General features: G+C 38.4%; 12 protein-coding genes and 1 CRISPR repeat array. Of the genes, 6 read left to right on the top strand and 6 right to left on the bottom strand.

What is annotated here, in order from left to right; translation table 11 throughout:
* Positions 1-261: 261 nt before the first annotated feature.
* Entirely contained in the window at positions 262-1,449 is a 1,188-nt protein-coding gene (locus tag RM553_RS14670; protein ID WP_311535696.1) for an acetate/propionate family kinase, read from the top strand.
* Between the two features lie 293 nt (positions 1,450-1,742).
* On the opposite strand, the gene RM553_RS14665 is transcribed toward RM553_RS14670, so the two are convergent.
* Complete coding sequence (locus RM553_RS14665) at positions 1,743-2,498, bottom strand: class I SAM-dependent methyltransferase (protein WP_311535695.1); 756 nt, start codon at positions 2,496-2,498, stop codon at positions 1,743-1,745.
* 235 nt (positions 2,499-2,733) lie between these two features.
* Between RM553_RS14665 and cas9 the strand changes: the two genes are divergently transcribed.
* The 4 genes from cas9 (at position 2,734) to cas2 (ending at position 8,785) form a co-directional block, all read left to right on the top strand.
* A complete protein-coding gene (cas9, locus tag RM553_RS14660) occupies positions 2,734-6,846 on the top strand; it encodes a type II CRISPR RNA-guided endonuclease Cas9 (protein ID WP_311535694.1) in 4,113 nt (1,370 codons plus the stop codon).
* An 11-nt stretch (positions 6,847-6,857) separates the two neighbouring features.
* A complete protein-coding gene (gene cas1, locus RM553_RS14655) occupies positions 6,858-7,754 on the top strand; it encodes a type II CRISPR-associated endonuclease Cas1 (protein WP_311535693.1) in 897 nt (298 codons plus the stop codon).
* A gap of 227 nt (positions 7,755-7,981) precedes the next feature.
* The gene (locus RM553_RS19660) at positions 7,982-8,230 is read left to right on the top strand and encodes a GIY-YIG nuclease family protein (RefSeq protein WP_349254664.1); all 249 of its coding nucleotides are present in this window, start codon (positions 7,982-7,984) and stop codon (positions 8,228-8,230) included.
* Between the two features lie 210 nt (positions 8,231-8,440).
* Positions 8,441-8,785 (top strand): CRISPR-associated endonuclease Cas2, encoded by a 345-nt coding sequence (gene cas2 / locus RM553_RS14645; RefSeq protein WP_311535691.1) that lies wholly within the window; start codon positions 8,441-8,443, stop codon positions 8,783-8,785.
* 141 nt (positions 8,786-8,926) lie between these two features.
* Positions 8,927-9,580: a CRISPR direct-repeat array (repeat unit 46 nt; unit sequence CCTGTGAATCTTAGCTAAAAATACAATTCTGAAAGCAATTCACAAC).
* Positions 9,581-9,629: 49 nt separating this feature from the next.
* On the opposite strand, the gene RM553_RS14640 is transcribed toward cas2, so the two are convergent.
* Both RM553_RS14640 and RM553_RS14635 read right to left on the bottom strand, forming a co-directional pair.
* The gene (locus tag RM553_RS14640) at positions 9,630-10,577 is read right to left on the bottom strand and encodes a cation diffusion facilitator family transporter (RefSeq protein ID WP_311535690.1); all 948 of its coding nucleotides are present in this window, start codon (positions 10,575-10,577) and stop codon (positions 9,630-9,632) included.
* A complete protein-coding gene (locus RM553_RS14635; protein ID WP_311535689.1) occupies positions 10,574-11,002 on the bottom strand; it encodes a transporter substrate-binding domain-containing protein in 429 nt (142 codons plus the stop codon). Before RM553_RS14635 ends, RM553_RS14640 begins: the two co-directional genes overlap by 4 nt.
* 303 nt (positions 11,003-11,305) lie before the next feature.
* Between RM553_RS14635 and RM553_RS14630 the strand changes: the two genes are divergently transcribed.
* Entirely contained in the window at positions 11,306-12,586 is a 1,281-nt protein-coding gene (locus tag RM553_RS14630) for a carboxypeptidase-like regulatory domain-containing protein (protein ID WP_311535688.1), read from the top strand.
* A 114-nt stretch (positions 12,587-12,700) separates the two neighbouring features.
* On the opposite strand, the gene malQ is transcribed toward RM553_RS14630, so the two are convergent.
* Genes malQ through RM553_RS14615 form a run of 3 tightly spaced genes read right to left on the bottom strand, consistent with a single transcriptional unit; the run spans position 12,701 to position 19,318 of the window.
* Positions 12,701-14,242, bottom strand: a complete 1,542-nt coding sequence (gene malQ / locus RM553_RS14625; protein WP_311535687.1) for a 4-alpha-glucanotransferase — start codon at positions 14,240-14,242, stop codon at positions 12,701-12,703.
* A gap of 1 nt (position 14,243) precedes the next feature.
* Positions 14,244-16,895: a malto-oligosyltrehalose synthase gene (treY, locus tag RM553_RS14620; protein ID WP_311535686.1), complete on the bottom strand. Its 2,652-nt coding sequence runs from the start codon at positions 16,893-16,895 to the stop codon at positions 14,244-14,246.
* Positions 16,892-19,318, bottom strand: a complete 2,427-nt coding sequence (locus RM553_RS14615; RefSeq protein ID WP_311535685.1) for a DUF3536 domain-containing protein — start codon at positions 19,316-19,318, stop codon at positions 16,892-16,894. Before RM553_RS14615 ends, treY begins: the two co-directional genes overlap by 4 nt.
* Positions 19,319-19,413 lie beyond the last annotated feature (95 nt).

Here is a 19,413-nt window from a genome sequence, read left to right as displayed (position 1 = left end):
ATTTAAAAGTAGGAAGTACGAAATATTAAAAGAGAAATACGATAAATTAAAACTTAATTCTTATTACTTAAAGCTTATAGCTTTTTAAAAACGCTCCCCTGCTTTTCAAGGAGGGGTGGCCGAAGGCCGGGGTGGTGGTTTGAAGTTAGAGTTTAGAAGTAGAAAATACGAAACATAAAGCTTAACGTCCATAGCTTAAATCCATATTTGCAGCACAATAGTTCAGGAATATAATTCAACAGAAATACATAATATTATAGAATGAAAAACATACTCGTAATAAACTCAGGAAGTTCTTCTTTGAAATTTCAGCTTATACAAATACCTTCAGAAACAGTTCTCGCTTCCGGGCTGGTGGAACGTATAGGACTGGAAGGTGCAAAACTTCATTATAAAACGAAAAATTTTTCAGGTTCCAGGGAATTCGCAGTCCCCAATCATGCCGTAGCCCTAAAAGCGGTGACAGATATGCTGCTGGACAATGAAAAGGGTGTTGTTAAAAACCCGGAAGAAATCAGTGCGATTGGGCATCGCGTGGTGCATGGCGGCAATACTTTTTCTAAAACCACAGTTATCGATGAAAAAGTAAAAAAAGCGATCAAGAATTTATTTTCCCTCGCGCCGCTTCATAATCCCCCGAATCTCAAGGGCATAGAAGTTGCCGAAAAACTTTTTCCTGATGCCCCACAGGTGGCAGTATTTGATACCGCTTTTCACAGCAGTATTCCGGAGAAAGCCAGCAAATATGCCATTCCAGATAAGTTTTATGAAAAAGAGCATATTCAGCTCTACGGTTTTCATGGCACCAGCCATAAATATGTGACCGAAAATGCCCAAAATTACCTTCAGCAGGAAAAAGCTAAAATAATAAGTATCCATCTAGGCAACGGCTGTAGCATTACAGCCGTTAAAGACGGCAAAAGTATTGACCATTCCCTGGGTTTTGGGCCGGTTAACGGACTCATTATGGGAACTCGCAGCGGCGATATAGACCAGTCGGTTATTTTTTACATGGTTGAACAGTTGGGATATTCTATTCAGGAAGTAAGTGAAATTCTGCACCACAAAAGCGGGATGTACGGACTCACAGGCTACAGCGATCTAAGGGATATTGAAGCAGCAGCAGCCAGGGGAAATAAGCAATGTCAACTGGCCCTGGAAATGAACGCATACAGGATCAAAAAATATATTGGTGCTTATGCCGCTGCTATGAATGGAGTTGACGCCATTGTTTTTACTGCCGGAATTGGGGAAAACAGTAGCATGATTAGAAAAATGGTTTGTGCAGATATGGATTACTTCGGAATTAAACTGGATGAAAAACAAAACGAGCTGCGTTCAAAAGAAATCAGAAAGATAAGTTCCGAAAATTCTAAAGTAAAAATCCTGGTGGTGCCCACCAATGAAGAACTTGAAATTGCCAGGCAGGTAATGGAACTGGTTTCTTAGTTTGGAGTTTGAAGTTCGGAGTTTGGAATTTGTTTTATTTTGAATACTTATTTTAAATATTGAATGTTGAATTGGATTGGCTCTAATCATCCCTCTTCAATTGTTTATTCAAAATTTAGTCTGAACAGATTGAAGGCTCTTTCCTCTTTCCACTGCTCTGTTTTAAATATTAAATTATATATCATTTTCAATAATCCAGTTTCCATTATGCATTTTTGCCAGATGGAGCGCAGCCGGGAATTTCCTGACTCCGTTCATCGTGATTATAGAACCACCCGTAAATTTTTCCATTGTCACTTATCCATTGTCAATTGACCATTATCTATTTTTCCCAGCCGGAATAATATGGGATAAACAACCTTTCCTTTTTCCCCAAAGCTCTTTCTAAAATCCTCGGCAACAAGATCTACAGGATTCTTTCTATTGGTATTTTCATAATGTTTTACTGCAGACCAGGTTTTTAAATATCCCAGCAGCTGCTCCAGGCTCCATTCCAGTTCTAATTTGAATTCTGGAGTTGCGATCTCGGTGAACGGGAAAGGAATGGTTTTATAGTCTTCATCGAGGTATTTTCTTTCCGGGTCCCAGTAAGGATCTGTAATATTGCGGTAAAAATGATTAATGATTTTATTGGTTTCGGCATCGCAGCTAAAAAGTCCGTAGCCCATCACGGCTATTAGTCCGCCGGGTTTCAATACTCGTTTTACTTCAGCGTAAAATTTGTCAAAATCAAACCAGTGTATGGCTTGGGCCACGGTAACTAGATCGAAATAATTATCTGGAAAATCTGTTTTTTCGGCGGGTTGTTTTGAATAGATGATATTTTGCTTTCGCACCGCGTTTTCCAGCTGCTGTTCACTAATATCAGTCGCATAGACTTCTTCAAAGAATTTCGCCAGCTCTCCCGCCACCTGTCCGTTTCCCGTGCCGCAGTCCCAGGCGCGATAAGTAGCATCAAGATTCTTTTTAAGGAATTTATATAATTCAGCCGGATAAGTGGGACGGAATTTAGCGTATTGCTCTGATTTGGTAGAGAAATTATCTTTCATAGCCTGCCGTTTGTCTAAAATTAAGAAAAGCTATAGGATTTTTTAAGAAATATTATTAACTATGTTCTTCCCTCCTATAGATTCCCTACGATTTCTGAGAGGAAATTTTTTAGCAGATATACTTCAAAAAGAAAAAGGTGATAGAAAAACTACCACCTTAAATGTTTTCACAACGGAATAATCCTTATTGTGAATTGCTTCAAAATTGTAAAACGAAGATAATAAAATATTTTAAATGAAAAGAATATTAGGATTGGATTTGGGAACAACTTCCATCGGATGGGCCTTAGTTAACGAGGCTGAAACCGAAAACGAAGAATCAGCGATAATTAAAACTGGTGTTCGTGTCGTTCCGCTTTCTACTGATGAACAACAAAGCTTTGAGAAAGGGCAAAGTATTACCATTAATGCTGATCGTACTTTAAAAAGAGGAATGCGTAGAAACCTTCAGCGGTACAAAATGCGCCGGGCAGCCGTTATTAAAATATTAAATAGGATCAATTTCATCACACAAGAAACGCCACTTGCCGAAACAGAAAATAATTCAACTTTTTCAACTTATCAATCACGTGCAAAAGCTCCTAAGGAAAAAGTATCCAAAGAGGAATTTGCCCGTGTCCTTTTAATGATCAATAAAAAAAGAGGATATAAAAGCAGCAGAAAGGCAAATAATGAAGAAGAAGGGCAGTTGATTGATGGTATGGCAGTTGCCAAAATCCTTTATCACGAAAATATTACTCCAGGCCAATATTCATATCAATTATTAAAAGAAGAAAAAAAAGTTTTACCTGATTATTATCGCTCCGATCTTCAAGATGAATTTGACAAAATTTGGGAATATCAAAAACAGTTTTATCCAGAAATTTTAACAGAAATACAATTAGAAGAATTAAAAGGGAAAAACAAAACGGCTACCTCAAATTATTTTGAAAAAAATTTAGGTATTGCTCGTGCCGAAAATAAAGGCACAGACAAAAGACTACAGCATTATGAGTGGAGAAATAACGCTATAGCTGAAAAATTAGACATTACCGAAATTGCTTTTATTCTTACCGAAATTAATAATCAAATTAATCAATCCAGTGGTTATCTGGGAGCGATAAGTGACCGTAGTAAAGAATTATTTTTTAATGATCTTACCGTTGGGCAATATTTATACAATCAACTTAGAGAAAATCCTCACGCATCTTTAAAAAATCAGGTTTTTTACCGTCAGGATTATATGGATGAATTTGATGCGATATGGAAAGAACAAGCCAGGCATTATCCTGAATTGACTGAAACAATACGTGAAGAATTAAGGAATATCACCATCTTTTATCAACGTCGTTTAAAATCTCAAAAAGGCTTAATTAATATTTGTGAATTTGAAGGAATAGAAAGGGTGGTAAATATTGACGGAGAATTGAAGAAAAAATTGATTGGACCACGCGTAGCTCCCAAATCTTCACCTGTTTTTCAGGAATTTAAGATTTGGCAAAATATCAATGCTATTCGCATAACCAAGAAGAATAGCTATTTAGAAGCATATGAATTAGATGAAGACACCAAACAGTTACTTTTTGAAGAACTGGACTGGATAGATAAAATGACCGATAATCAGTTTTTAAAATGGGTGTTTAAAAATTCTGAAAACAATCCAAAAGATTGGAAACTCAATTTTAAACACTTGGAAGGTAATCGAACCAATGCGGCCTTACTGGAAGTTTATAAAAAAATAGTAGTAAATGAAGGCCATGAAATTGATCTTAAGAAATTATCTTCTTCAGAAACCATTCAAAATATAAAAGACTGTTTTAAAGTTATCGGAATCAATCAGGACATTCTTGATTTTAATAATGAATTGCCCGGAAATGATTTCGTTAAGCAACCATCTTATGAACTTTGGCATTTGCTCTATTCTTATGAAGATGATAATTCTCCAAATGGTACAGATTCTTTACTTGAAAAGCTTCAGGAGAAATTTGGATTTCAGGAAAAACACTCCCGTTTACTTGCCAGAGTAACTTTTCAAAAGGATTATGGAAACCTTAGTGTACGTGCAATGCGAAAAATGCTTCCTTATTTAAAAGACGGGGCATTATATGATGAAGCATGTTCAAAAGCCGGATATAATCATTCCAATTCCATTACAAAACCAGAGAATGCAGAGCGCAAATTAAAATCAGAATTGGAAATTCTCAAGAAAAACAGTCTGCGCAATCCGGTAGTTGAGAAGATTCTAAACCAGATGATCAATTTAGTAAATACCATTCTAAAAGATCCTCAATTAGGCAAACCTGATGAAATACGGATAGAACTGGCACGTGAGTTAAAAAAGACTGCTCAGCAACGTAACGAAATGACTAAACAGATAGGTAAAGTCACTAAAGAATATGAAGCGATACGAGCTTTACTGAAAAAGGAATTTGGGCTTCCTTACGTAAGTCGCAAAGATTTAATCAAATACAGGTTATACAAAGAATTAAAAGCCACTGGATATAAAACGCTCTATTCAGGCACTTATGTAAAACCGGAAGAACTTTTTACCAATAAATTTGATGTAGAACATATTATTCCACAGTCGCTATTATTTGATGATTCTTTTTCTAACAAAACGTTGGAACTACGCGATATAAACCTAGAAAAAGGAAATGAAACTGCCTATGATTATTGTGAACGTAAAGGATGGCTAAACGACTTTAAAAAGCGCGTAGAAGAAGTTTATTCTGTAGGGGATATAAAATATATGAACCGCAAAAAGCTTTTGATGACTAAAGCGGAAATCCCCGATGGATTTTTAAATCGGGATTTGGGGAATTCTGCCTATATCGCCCGCAAATCTGCGCAAATTCTTTTGGAAATTACACGTCATATTACCCTCACTTCAGGAACCATTACCTCAAAACTTCGTGAAGATTGGGAATTGATCGATGTACTTAAAGAATTGAACTTTGAAAAATACAAAACTTTAGGCCTTACTTATTCAATAGAAAATCGCCACGGCAAAGAATTGACCCGTATTGCAGAATGGACAAAGCGGAATGACCACCGGCACCACGCAATGGATGCCATAACCGTAGCTTTTACCCGCCCGGTATTTATTCAATATTTAAATAATATGAATGCGGAAAGCATAAAAGAAGGTTCCTTTTATGGAATCAAAGAAAAATATACCTATCGGGCTAAAGAAGGCGGAAGACGATTTGTAAAACCATTTGAAAACATCAGAGAAGAAGCTAAGAGACATTTAGAATCTATATTGGTCTCTCACAAAGCTAAAAACAAGGTCGTTACTAAAAACAAGAATAAAATAAAAATAAAAGGGAAAGGCAATTTTAAAATTAAGACAGAGCTTACGCCAAGAGGTCAGTTACACAAAGAAACTATTTATGGAAATGCTAAAAAATATAGTACTAAACTTGAAAAAATAGGCGGAAGTTTTGATCAGGATAAAATTGCAACCGTAGCAAAAAAGAAATACCGGGAAGCATTACAGAAGCGTTTAGCTGAATTTGAGAATAACCCAAAAAAAGCTTTTACCGGAAAAAATATTTTAGCTAAAAATCCAATCCCACTTAGTGATAAAGGAGCTGTAGTGCCTGAAAAAGTAAAAACTGTTCAGTTGGAAAATCAATATACGATTCGAAAAGAAATTACACCTGATTTAAAAATTGATAAAGTTATTAATGTTGGTGTACAAAAAGTGCTTCAAAAGCGATTAAAGAAATTTAACGGAAATGCTAAAGAAGCTTTTTCAGATCTTGATGAAAATCCTATCTGGTTAAATGAAGAAAAGCAAATTCCTTTAAAAAGTGTGACTATTTCAGGAATAAACAACGCAGAGGCATTACATACCGCTAAAGATCACTTAGGAAATGAGATCACAGATGATAACGGGAATACTATTCCGGTTGATTATGTAAGCACCGGAAATAATCATCACGTGGCAATCTACCAGGATAAAAAAGGGAATCTCCAAGAGGAGGTCGTTTCATTTTATGAAGCTGTGATTCGTAAAAATCAAGGATTGACAATTATTCAAAAAGAACACCCTAAAGGTTGGAAATTTTTATTTACTATGAAGCAAAATGAAATGTTTGTTTTCCCTTCAGAAGATTTTAATCCGGAAGAAATTGATTTGCTGGATCCTGACAATAAATCAGAAATAAGCAAGCATTTATTTAGAGTGCAAAAATTTGGGACAAAAGACTATTGGTTTAGACATCATTTGGAAACACAATTAAAAGATGAGAATAGCCTTCGAAATGTTACATATTATAGAATGAGAAATCCAAATTCAATCCAAAATATATTAAAAGTACGACTAAATCATGTGGGTGATATTGTTAGAGTTGGAGAATATTAAAAGTCTAAAAAATGATCAAACGCACCCTCTTTTTCGGCAATCCGGCTTACCTCAGCACAAAGAATGAGCAACTGGTTATTTCCTTTCCGGAAGAGGAAAAAGAAGATAAAACCGAGCCAATAGAAGATATAGGAATGCTGGTCCTCGAAAACCCGCAGATCACCCTTACCAATGGACTGATTACTAAATTGATACAGAACAAAACGGCTGTTGTGAATTGCGACAAGCAACACCTTCCCTGTTCCCTGCTTCAGCCCCTCGTAGGCCATACCGAACAAACGGAACGTTTTGCCAACCAGTTAAATGCCAGCCTACCGCTAAAGAAGAACCTCTGGCAACAAACCGTAAGTGCTAAGATTGCTAACCAGGCCAATCACCTGTTCCGTCGTGGCAAAAATCATAAAAAATTGGCAAGATGGGCGAATGAAGTTAGAAGTGGCGATAATGAAAATCATGAGGCCATAGCCGCGGCTCACTACTGGCAAAACTTATTTGAGATTGAAGGTTTTAGCCGGTATCGCAATGGCATTCCACCCAACAACCTGCTAAATTACGGATATGCGATCTTAAGGGCAGTAACGGCAAGAGCCTTAATTAGTTCTGGCATGTTGCCTGGGGTTGGCATTTTTCATCATAACAAATATAACGCCTTTGCCCTGGCCGATGATATTATGGAGCCTTACCGCATCTACGTTGACGACCTGGTGTATGAAATTGTGAGTACTGGTGAAGACATTGAAGAATTGAACACTTTTCTAAAAAGCCAGCTTTTACAAATCCCTGCAATGGATGTGGTAATCGATGATAAGATGAGTCCGCTTATGGTGGCCATGAGCCGCACCACCAATTCACTGCAGGAATGTTTTGCAGGAATGAGCCGGAAGATTTTATATCCGGTATATGATTAAGTGCTTAGTTACAGCCTTTAAGGCGGCCATTTACCGACCAATTGAGATGGGGAGATAGAAACTGTCGTTTCGATACAGCCGCTTCGGCGGCCACTCAGCGACTAAGCTAAGGTGGCTGAGTGATTTTCGGCAGAAAATCGTACCGAAGCCACCGGAATAAATAGTTATTGATAAATTATCAAAATGGCTAAAGGATATATGTACATAGTGGTATGTAGTGATGGTTCATATTACACAGGGAGTACCAAATTCTTGAAAAAAGGTTACAACATAATAACGGAACAGGAGCACGACATACAGCTAAAAGATTACCAGTTGAATTATTATATTATGAAGAATATTGCAGGATAGACGAAGCTTTTTGCCGTGAAAAACAAATACAGGGCTGGAGTAGAAAGGAAAAGGAAGCATTGATGAGGGGAGAAACTGAATTGCTGCCCAAACTGGCCAAAAAAGTATTTTCAAAGAAAGATTAAATATATAGTGGAACTTTCAATTAGGGAAGGTGGTTTCGATAAAGCCGCTCAGACGGCTATTCAACGACCACCCTAAGGTGGCTGAATGATCCTAGGTACAAAATTATGCCGATAACATTGGGACCTGTGCCAGGTGGCTGTGAGTGATTTTCGGTAGAAAATCGTACCGAAGCCACCGGAACTGGAATTTTTATTACATAAAACATTAACATGAAAGATCGATTTTCACGTTTAAACCAATACAGAAGCATGTGGGTACTTGTATTTTTTGATTTGCCAACTGAAACTCGTAAAGAAAGGAAGGCTGCAACCCGTTTTAGAAAAAATCTTCTGGATGACGGTTTCGGGATGTTCCAGTTCTCAATTTACACCCGCTTTTGCCCAAGCAGGGAAAACGCGGAAGTGCATATAAAAAGAACACAACGAGCGCTGCCAAAAAAAGGTAAGATATGTATTATGCAAATTACCGATAAACAATTTGGAATGATGCAGTTATACCACGGGCAGGAAGAAACAGTAGCGGAACAACCTGTCCAGCAACTGGAACTTTTTTAAGAGTAAGTAATGCCGTAGAATCATGTTGTCCAGGATAAAAATTATGAGGTCGAGCAAAGTTGAGTCCTCATTTTTCTTCTTTATTTTTTAATCCTGACATAACACCTAAAAAACAGGATACCAGCTTTTTATGGCGGGTATCCTGTGAATCTTAGCTAAAAATACAATTCTGAAAGCAATTCACAACAACGTACATACGGCATTGGCAAAAGTTGCTCCTGTGAATCTTAGCTAAAAATACAATTCTGAAAGCAATTCACAACCAGGGAACTGAAGCCGAATGGATCGCCAGCCCTGTGAATCTTAGCTAAAAATACAATTCTGAAAGCAATTCACAACGCAGGTGGACGCCGGGCATGTATTTGCCGACCTGTGAATCTTAGCTAAAAATACAATTCTGAAAGCAATTCACAACGCCTAAAAGCTTGTCAATCCAATTGCTCATCCTGTGAATCTTAGCTAAAAATACAATTCTGAAAGCAATTCACAACTACTTAAGAGGTTCATCGTAATTATTAATCCCTGTGAATCTTAGCTAAAAATACAATTCTGAAAGCAATTCACAACGTGCTTATTGTGAAATTTGTGAAGCCGGGGCCTGTGAATCTTAGCTAAAAATACAATTCTGAAAGCAATTCACAACTTATAGAGCTTCATCTTTTCCGCTTCATAACCTGTGAATCTTAGCTAAAAATACAATTCTGAAAGCAATTCACAACCCGGTGAAGATAATACTTTCTCATAATAGACCTGTGAATCTTAGCTAAAAATACAATTCTGAAAGCAATTCACAACGTTACTAAATAGTTCAAAGTGGCAATGAGTCCTGTGAATCACCATTCTACTACCACTTTGGCAACTTCTTTACCGGCCCAATAACCACGTCACTAATTTTCCAGGAGTAGTCATAAATTTTTTCGTATGCTTCTTCAAGTTTTTCCGTATCCACAGTGGTTTTTGGCACCACTGCGATTTCTCCCATAAATACCTGGCCGTCTTCCCTAAACCTTACATTTGCGTCCTTTACCCAGTCCCAGGAAAGTACAAGGTCTTTTATTTCATTTATTAAAGGCACTTCTTTTTCTTCCTTCAAGGTAACCGGGCTGCGGTCCATCAAATCTGTTACCGCTGTGGAAACGTAGTTAATTCCATCTTTTAAGACCGAAATAGAAATAAACAAAGCTGCCACAGAGTCTGCCCACCACCAGCCTCCTCCTACTCCTATAATTCCCACAATAGCCGCGAAAGCAGTCATATAATCTGCCTTTTGGGCTTTCGCGTCGGTGTATAGAACTTTATTATGAAGGGTTTTGGCTTTAGGAAGTTTTTTGAACCCAAGAATCATGGAGGGCACAGAGCTGTATATAAGTGCAACTATCATCACCCATCCCATCCATATGCGTTCACCAAAGATAATGCGGTTACCTATTGTAGGGTGTTCAGTTTTTATTAATGACATAGAGGAATCGTAAATCATAAAAATCCCCATGCCCAACAATGCCGCGGCACCTATAAGGAACGAGATAGAAAACACTCTATGGTAGCCATACCGAAACCTGTCATTGGGCGCTTTGCTGTTTATATGTGTGGAAATAAGAAATGCCACTGAAGGCACCAGCCCAAGCACGTCTTCCAGCCAGGCAGATTTCATGGCCTGAGAAGACCCCATTACCAGGTACATTACAACCACCACGGAAATTAAATATATTACCGTTATCCATTCTATTTTTTTGGCAGACCTAAGATCGTCTTCAAGTTCTTTGGGAAGATGATAATCCTTTATACTTCTCATGGTTTATCTACTTTTTCCAAAATAAAACTCTCCAGTTGTTGCAGCAGTCGGTTTTCTCCTTTTGGAATAAAAAAAACGTGCTTCTTATCATACGGGGTAGTTAATCCCGCTTTCTTTTTCCAGATACTTTTTTTATCGAAGCCCCCGGCAATAATGTCAACTTCATATTTTTCCAGTTTCTCCACAAGGTCACTTTCAGAACCCTCTTCAATTTTCAGTTTAAGGTTTTCTCCCTTTGCGAAATCTTTTATGATTTTTATTTCACTTCCACCAATAGAACCATCTTCCCGGGTGACAAACGGCGGATTAACTATCGCACCAACCCTCAGCCTGTTTTCCTTTGCTTTTTCGAAGGAATGATGTGGATCTTTAGGATAATTGCATCCCGCAAAAGTCACAAATAATAGAAAATATAGCTTTTTCATAAACTTAAAATTACAAAAAGCTTTCTGCTGCTCCTGCTGTTGCAGGTTAAAATTTCCCTAAATGCAACACCTTACCTGCTTTACCAGAACCTCTTCTAAATTTTTCTTTTATTTTCTTAACAAAACGTTCATTTTACAATAATTTAAGATGGTTAATATTTCTAGAACTAAGCTGGTAAAATAGCATATCCGTCATCTGTAACTACATAATTAACAATACCTGAAAATTTTAACTAATATAATGTTAATACAACATTCTAATTTGCTATATTAGAGAGATTACACCTCTAAATACCTGTAGCTATGAAAACACTTAATTCAACTGCGTTCAGGAGCGTAACCATTATACTTTTGCTTCTGATTTTTTCCTTTTCGCCAGTCTTTTCTTTCGCTTTCCAACAGGAAAACCAAAAAAATTATACCGAGTATAAGGGTATGGTGGTGAATAGTGATAACGACGATCCTATTGCATCCGCTTTAATTTCCGTTAACCGGAGCAATATTTCCACCATTACAAATGCCGCCGGGGAATTTGTTTTGAAGGTTCCGGACAGCCTTGTTCCGGTAACTGTAAATGTTTCTTACCTCGGTTTTACCAGTAAGAACCTGCCATTGAGTTATTTTAAAGAAAACAACCGGGTGGAATTAATGGAATCTGTTGAAAAGCTTTCAGAAGTGAATATTTTTGATGCAAAAAATGCCCGGTCCCTGGTGCAGAAAATGCTCGCTCAGAAGGATGATAATTATATTACGGAGCAAACTTTAATGACTGCTTTTTACCGGGAAATTATTAAAAGACGCCGCACCAATGTTTCTCTGTCTGAAGCAGTAGTCAAAATCTATAAAACGCCACATAACTCCAGGAAAAAAGATCTTGTTTCAATCTACAAAGCCAGGAAAAGTACCGATTATGACAGATTGGATACATTGGCCCTTAAACTTAGAGGAGGGCCTTTCAACAGCCTTTACCTGGACCTGATAAAGTATACCGAATATGTCCTTAAACCTCAAATGCTGGAAACATATGAATTTAGTTTTGATGATCCTACAAAAATTGACGACCGTTATATCTACGTGGTGAATTTTGAAGAAATGGATAAATCCACTCCCTGGTATTACGGGCAATTATTTATTGATGCGGAAAGCCTCACCCTCGTTAGGGCAAAATACAAAATGGATGTTGATGACCGTGATTTGGCTACCAGGATGTTTGTCAAGAAAAAACCTGCAGGCTCAAAAGTGTATCCGGTAGATCTGTATTATGAAGTAGATTATGCCGAGAAAGATGGAAAGTGGCATTTTTCTTATGGCAATGCCACGATGGAATATGTGGTTAACTGGAAGAAAAAAATCTTCAATTCCCGTTATACCGTTAACAGTGAAATGGTTGTAACCGACTGGGAAAAATACAGTGACAGTGAATGGAAGAAAAATGTAGACATTATTGATCCCTATGTGGTAATGGCCGACGATGTTAGCGGATTTTATGACACGGAATTCTGGGGCAACAATAATATAATTGAACCTGAAAAGTCAATTCAAAACGCCATTGAGAAAATCAAGCGGAATATGAATAAAGAATAACCTTTCTTTTCAATTTGGATAAAGCCGCCTGTTACCTCTGGTAAAAGCGGCTTTTTTACTTCTGATAAAGGGCTCTTTTCAAGCTATTATTGAACCGGGATCCATAATAATTTTTCAGGAGCGGCTCTTTTTCCTTTTCTTCTTTTTAACCACAGGCTCCTTAAACCTGCCAAAAAGAATATTCTTTTCACGAAATTCTTTTGCACTTTCCACAGGAATTTCCTCCTGTTTTACTCTCCATGTCCAGTTGTTTTTAACAGTGCCGGGCGTATTCATAATAGCCTCTTCTCCAAGACCAATGAGATCCTGCAGTGGGAAAACAGCAACTTTAGAAACTGATTTCAACGCCATCTCATGCAATACCGTATGCACACTTTTCTTGTTGATTTTCTTTCCTGAGTATTGCTTCAGGTGTTTTTTAGCCGTTTTGTCTAAACTCTCATACCAGCCATGTGTGGTGTTATTATCATGAGTACCCGTGTAGACAATACTATGCGGTTTATGGTTAAAAGGCAGGTATGGGTTATCCGCTTTTTCTTCACCAAATGCGAAGTGCAGTACATTCATACCGGGAAAATTAAACCTTTCCAGCAGTTTATACACCGGCTCATCCAGAGACCCAAGATCTTCGGCTATAAATGGCATTTCCGGGAATTCTTTTTTAATGAGTCTGAAGAATTGGGTACCAGGTGTTTTTATCCATTTTCCATTGATGGCGGTTTCTTCTTCTGCCGGTACTTCCCAATAGGCAGAAAAAGCACGAAAATGATCCAATCTTACCACATCAAAAAGAAGTAAATTCTGTTTTAAGCGCTGCACCCACCAGTCAAAGTTATTTTGCTGAAGAATTTTCCAGTTGAAAACAGGGGTTCCCCAAAGCTGCCCGGTTTCACTGAAATAATCCGGTGGCACTCCGGAAACATGTGTTGGTTCTTTTTTCTCGTTCAGTTTGAAATATTCTGTGTGCGCCCAGCAATCGGCACTTTCATGGTTTACGTAAAAAGGAATATCGCCAATAAAGGAAATTTTATTCTGATGGGCGTATTTCACCAGGGCTTCCCACTGCTGAAAGAACAGGAACTGGAAGAATTTCTCTTTTTCTATTTCTTCAGCATAATCTTTATAGGCCTTTTTTATGGCCCGGTCTTCCCTACTTTTAATTTCTGAAGGCCAGGTTGTCCAGCCCCTTCCAAATTCTTTGGTAAAAACCTGAAAAAGGGCAAAATCCTCTAGCCACTGCCTGTGTTTATTACAAAATTTTTTAAATGTTGCAGAAGATGTTTTACTGATTTTATAATTTTTGAATGCCTGCTCCAGCAGGCCAACTTTATACTCTTCAACAGCCTTAAAATTGACCTTTTTACTGGAAGTTTTTTTAGGTTTGGAAACTTCATCTACATTTAAAAATTCCTGTTCCACCAGCAGCTGCGGACTTATTAAAAGGGGATTTCCCGCGAAGGCAGAGTAACTGCTGTATGGGGAATGGTAGTAAGCGGAATGGGTTGGGTTTAAAGGCAATAACTGCCAGTAATGATGCCCGGACTCTTTAAGGAAATTTACAAAATTATAGGCTGAAGGTCCCATATCCCCAATTCCATACCCGGAAGGCAGGGAAGTTATATGAAGTAAAATGCCGCTACTCCTCTTTAAATCCATATTAGTTTTTATTGATTAGAACCGCCACAGGAAAATTACCCAAAAGTTCATCTAAAGAAATTCTATTTCCTTCTGATTCTTCAGCGGTAAAAATATTAGTGAAAATTGCAGGTGCATCTTCAGGGAAATGTAAAAAAGATGATTTAAAGGCATTATAGTTTGGTTTAAAGGCTTCGTTATAAAGCCCATTTAAAAGTACAGGAGCCACCGTAACACTCCATATATTTTCAAATTTTCGGGCAAAAGCAATAATTTTATTTTCAAGCTGCCCTGAAATCTTTAGGGGAATATATTCCCCGTTTTCAAACAATTCAGCATTAGATTTCCTGTGAGTTAGCAATTTATGCAGAATGTAGAATTTGATCTTCCCACTTCCAAAATCTGAAGTAATTTTTTGAAGGTAATTTTTACTTTCTTCAGGTTTTAGTTTCTTTACCTCATTTAGATATTCTTTTCGCTCGTCATAATCCACCGGTCTCCTGTTATCGGGATCAACGTAGCTAAAATCCCATAATTCCGTACCCTGGTAAGTATCTGGCACTCCCGGAACAGTATTTTTCACACACACCTGCGCACAGGATTTTACAGTACCAAAAGCAGCTATTTTTTGCTGAAAAGGATCAAATGTATTTCTGAATTCCTGATGATCTATTGCCGTCTCCAAAAATTCAAAAACCGCATTTTCATGCTCTTCATTGGGGCTGGACCAGTTGGAATTTACCTTGGCTTCCCTCATCACCTTTTGCAGGTAATTTTTTGTTCGCTTTAAGAATTCTGCTTTCTTATAACTGCCAAAGGGAATTGCTCCAATTAATGCCTGATAAATAAAATATTCTTCGTTATCATCGGGAGCATTCCCGCTTTTGAGAGGTTTATTTATTTCCTTCCATTCCTTTACTTTCTGAAACCATTCCTTTGGAAATTCACTCAGCACGGCCAGTCTCATCCGGCTATCCTCCCCGCGTTTGGTATCGTGGGTGGCCGTGGCATTCATGACATGAGGAAAATTTGTTTGCTTTTCCAAAATCTTTTGATGGAATTCTTCAACAGAAATTCCAAAGTTTTCAGGAGAATCCCCCACTTCATTATGCAGAATCAGGCGGTTGTATATGTAAAAACTGGTATCTTCCACCCCTTTGGCCGCCAATGGACCACTAAACTGCTGGCAACGCTTTAGAAAATAAAGACTTTTCTCTTTATTACCGGCTTCACCTGTTAAGAGCGATTTGAGAAAAAGAAGCTCTTTTTCTAGTCCTTTTTCCCTTTCCAGGGCTTCCTGGCAGGCAGTATCGATAATTTCTATTTCTGAACTTTTTAATGGATATTCTTTGGGATAAATCCGGTAGATGGGAAAAGAGGCCAGAAATTCACTTAATGCTTCCTTAATATTATCTTCTTCTAAATCTTCAGCCAGTAAAGCTTCATCTTTAAGGTAAAGCATAAGATTATGAAGCTCCCCTCCCATTCTTTCCTTCAGGATAAAAAGTTTTTTCTCATAAACCATATCCTCATACTCCGGAACTTTAGAAGCTAATTTGTGATATTGTTCACTAAAAATCTTCTTATTCTCTGATGCTGTAAAAACATGATTTATCTGCGCCAAAAATTCGTAACCGCTGGTTCCCTGTACCGGCCATTCCACAGGTAGTTTTTCGTCAGCTTCAAGGATTTTTTCAACGATAAGATAAACCTCCCTACCGGCCAGATTTCTCAGCTTCTGAGTGTAAGCTTCAGGGTCAAAAAGCCCGTCTATATGGTCTACCCGAAGCCCATTTATCAAGCCTGCATCCAACATTTCTTTGATGAAGTAATGATAATTGTCAAAAACCTCCCCATTTTCCATGCTAAGGCAAATAAGGTCATTAATTGTAAAAAATCTGCGATAGTTAATTTCCCTTTCTGTAGTTTGCCAATGTACAGGTTTAAAATATTGTAACTCCAGGAAATTTTTAAGTTCTTGAGGATTATCATTAACTTCTTCAAGCCGTCTGGAAATAATTTTTTCCAGTTCCCTGTCTTTTTTAGCCTCTTTAAAAAATGTAGTTTTTAACTCCTGCCAGGATTCAGCTTTACCCGCAAAATTTTTAAACTTTTCATACCAGTTTTCCAAAGAAGTTTCCTTCAATATAAATTCGTAGGAACGTGCTGCAACAGGGTAGACGTGATCATAGTATTGTAGTACCAGCCCACCTTCATCTAATTTCAGCTTTAATTCTTTACCCTTAAGTATTTCCTCAAGTGGACCTCCAAGAAAAGGCGCCATTACTTTATTCCAGCCTTTGTACCCCCAGTTAATATCAAAAAAATTGTAATACCGGGAATCTGGCCCTAGTTCAAAAATATCGCGTAACCAGGGATTGCTGCTGTCAAAAGCCATGTGATTGGGAACAATGTCCTGGAGCCAGGTCATGCCCCGCTGATGTAATTCTTCTGTTATTTCCCTAAACTGCTCAAGTTTCCCTATTGCAGGATTTATGGTAAAAGGATCTACCACATCATAACCATGGGTGCTTCCTTTCCTTGCCTTAAAAAAAGGTGCGGAATAAATGGTGGAAACTCCTAACTGGTCCAGGTAATCCAGGATGCCGGTTAGATCTTCAAAGGTAAAATCTGGCGACATCTGTAATCTGTATGTCGAAACCGGTGTTTTCATACCTCCGTAAGGTTAAGGTTTCTGGTAAGGCGTAAAAACGACTCTTTCCAATCTTCTCTTTTAGAATCTTTCGAGACCCCTACCCGCGTGGCAGAATCCAGCTCTTCCTCCCGCATCCTGAAGACAATGTTCTGTGCTTCCCAGGTCTCGGGTTCCAGCGTACTTTCGTGCAGCAATTCTATAAATTCATTAATGCAGTTCATCAGGTCTATGTCACTTGGGTTTTCCTTAAGTTGCCTCATAAGCGAATTTAGGCGTTTATCACTAAGAAAACTCAGGGTAACAACATCAAGGTTTATAGAAATTTGCTTCGCAGAATGAATAAGAGACTTGAAATTATTCAGGTTAAAATCATCTTCCCGTAATACATTTCCTAATTTAGTATTTAAGGCGAGTTCTGCAGGCAGCCTGAGCCTGTTGGGCACCTTCATATGAATTTCCTTAAAGGTTTGCAACAGAGGGTAACTGTTCTCGTAAACCTGTTGAATGGCCCCTTCCGCGCCCTTCAGATTGGTTTCCATAACCAGCTCCATAATGCTTTGCTGCTCGTCCCGAAATAAATGCCAGAAGGAATAGTTGTGATTTCCGAAATAATTGTCCATCATATTGAAGATCTCATACACGTTCCCCTTCTGAAAAAATTCAGCAACATTATTATGTAATTCTTCCAGGGCTTCAGCTCCCATGTAAGGCCGCACTCCTCCAAATAAATGGTGATCGCCCATATGCAGGACAGCATAGGAAATATCTACTTTTTCCCAGGTAATATCGGAGCGGAATTCAGTTCTTCCTACCACCAGCTTTTGCTTTCCGGCTTCGTAAAAGTGCTGTTCTTTAGTAATTGCGCTAAAGTTATAAAGGCTAACCTCATCCGGAAAATCTTCAAACAGTGAAGAAACCGCGTAGTGGGCGCCAATACGAATCATATCCAGTGCCATGGGTTTCACATACTTGTCATAAGCTACTCTGGCCGACTTAAATTCAGGCATATTACTGGGCACTTTATCAAGATATTCTACAAAAGTATCCTCATAATTCTCGCCACTTATTTCTTCCGCCAACTGCACCGCCCGTTTGGCATAGAAGATATCCTGCATGGATTCTATGCCGGAAACCTCATCAAAGAACCAGCCGCAACTTGTGTACATTAACATCGTATGGTACTGCATTTCCAGCAGTTTTAGTAGCTTAACTTTTTCTTCCTCCTTTAAATTGCCGCCAAAACGTTGTTTTAAAAATGACTGTACATTCTTTTCGCTGCGATCCAGGATAACCTGTATATATTTATCCCTTACTTCCCATGGAGTGGAAGTATATGGCTTCATCTCTTTTTCATAAAGCTCGATTAACTCTTCCCTCACCCAGTCAAAAGTGTCGCGCAAAGGTGCCCTCCATTTTTGGTTCCAGTCAGGACGGCCTCCTGTATTACAACCGCAGTCACTTCTCCATCGTTCCACCCCGTGATAACAACTCCAGGAGGTATTTTCAATAATCTCCGCTTCATATTCCGGAGGAAATTTTTCCAGGAATTCTCCATATATAGTAAGCTCTGCCTCTTCATTTTTTTCAATATAATCAAGACAGTAAGACAAGGCCATTTCTCCTAATTTGTGGTGGTGCCCATAACTTTCACCATCTGTAGCGATATGAACCAGTTGAACCTCGTCTTCTTCCACAAACTGCCCCTGCAGGCGGTTGGCAAAACGTTCGCCATCATTAAGTAAACCTTCAAATGCCACGGCCTGGGAAGCAGGCCCATCATAAAAGAATAGAGTAATTTTATTACCTGAAGGGAGATTACAAATATATGGTTTACGCGGATCGACCTTAGCATCGGTGGCATCTTCCCATTCCTTCTCCCCAATCTTCCGCATCCTTTTTGCCTGGTATGGCGAGAGAATGGTAAATTTAATACCGTGTTTTGCCAGTATTTCCAAAGTCTCAGTGTTAGCTGCAGTTTCTCCCAGCCACATTCCTTCAGGATCACGGTCAAACCTGGATTTAAAATCCTCTATTCCCCAAATTACCTGTGTTTCCTTATCCCTTTTATTGGCCAATGGCATAATAAGGTGATTATATGCCTGTGCCAATGCAGAACCGTGGCCGGAAAAGCGTTTCATGCTGTCCTTGTCTGCCTGGAGAATTCCCTCATAGGTTTCAGGAGCCTCATGCTGCATCCATGCCAGTAAAGTTGGCCCAATGTTAAAGCTCATTGCGGCATAGTTATTCATAATATCCTCAATTTTCCCTTCGGAATTAAGAATACGGGACGAAGAATTCCGAATATAACATTCGGCATTAATCCTGTGGTTCCAGTCGTGATAAGGATAAGCGGAATCCTGGATTTCGACCTTATTCAACCACGGGTTCTCTCTGGGCGGTTGATAAAAATGACCGTGAACACAAATATATTTCTCTTTCATATTTCAATTTTTTAGGTAATTGACCATGCTTCCCTGGAGTTAATGTCTTTCAGGCGCTTTAGAGTCATTTAAAAGATAATGATAATTTATTTAAG

Source organism: Autumnicola tepida (genome assembly GCF_031846485.1).
In the GTDB taxonomy this organism is placed as follows: Bacteria; Bacteroidota; Bacteroidia; order Flavobacteriales; family Flavobacteriaceae; genus Autumnicola; species Autumnicola tepida.
The sequence above is the reverse complement of the archived record's forward strand: the minus strand, read 5'-3'. Positions and strand labels throughout refer to the sequence as shown.

Excerpts from the sequence above, each read along its gene's own strand:
- RM553_RS14615 (WP_311535685.1), bottom strand. The coding sequence starts at position 19,318 with ATGAAAGAGAAATATATTTGTGTTCACGGTCATTTTTATCAACCGCCC.
- RM553_RS14670 (WP_311535696.1), top strand. The coding sequence starts at position 262 with ATGAAAAACATACTCGTAATAAACTCAGGAAGTTCTTCTTTGAAATTT.
- malQ (WP_311535687.1), bottom strand. The coding sequence starts at position 14,242 with ATGGATTTAAAGAGGAGTAGCGGCATTTTACTTCATATAACTTCCCTG.
- RM553_RS14640 (WP_311535690.1), bottom strand. The coding sequence starts at position 10,577 with ATGAGAAGTATAAAGGATTATCATCTTCCCAAAGAACTTGAAGACGAT.
- RM553_RS14635 (WP_311535689.1), bottom strand. The coding sequence starts at position 11,002 with ATGAAAAAGCTATATTTTCTATTATTTGTGACTTTTGCGGGATGCAAT.
- cas2 (WP_311535691.1), top strand. The coding sequence starts at position 8,441 with ATGAAAGATCGATTTTCACGTTTAAACCAATACAGAAGCATGTGGGTA.
- RM553_RS14630 (WP_311535688.1), top strand. The coding sequence starts at position 11,306 with ATGAAAACACTTAATTCAACTGCGTTCAGGAGCGTAACCATTATACTT.
- RM553_RS14665 (WP_311535695.1), bottom strand. The coding sequence starts at position 2,498 with ATGAAAGATAATTTCTCTACCAAATCAGAGCAATACGCTAAATTCCGT.
- treY (WP_311535686.1), bottom strand. The coding sequence starts at position 16,895 with ATGAAAACACCGGTTTCGACATACAGATTACAGATGTCGCCAGATTTT.
- cas1 (WP_311535693.1), top strand. The coding sequence starts at position 6,858 with ATGATCAAACGCACCCTCTTTTTCGGCAATCCGGCTTACCTCAGCACA.
- cas9 (WP_311535694.1), top strand. The coding sequence starts at position 2,734 with ATGAAAAGAATATTAGGATTGGATTTGGGAACAACTTCCATCGGATGG.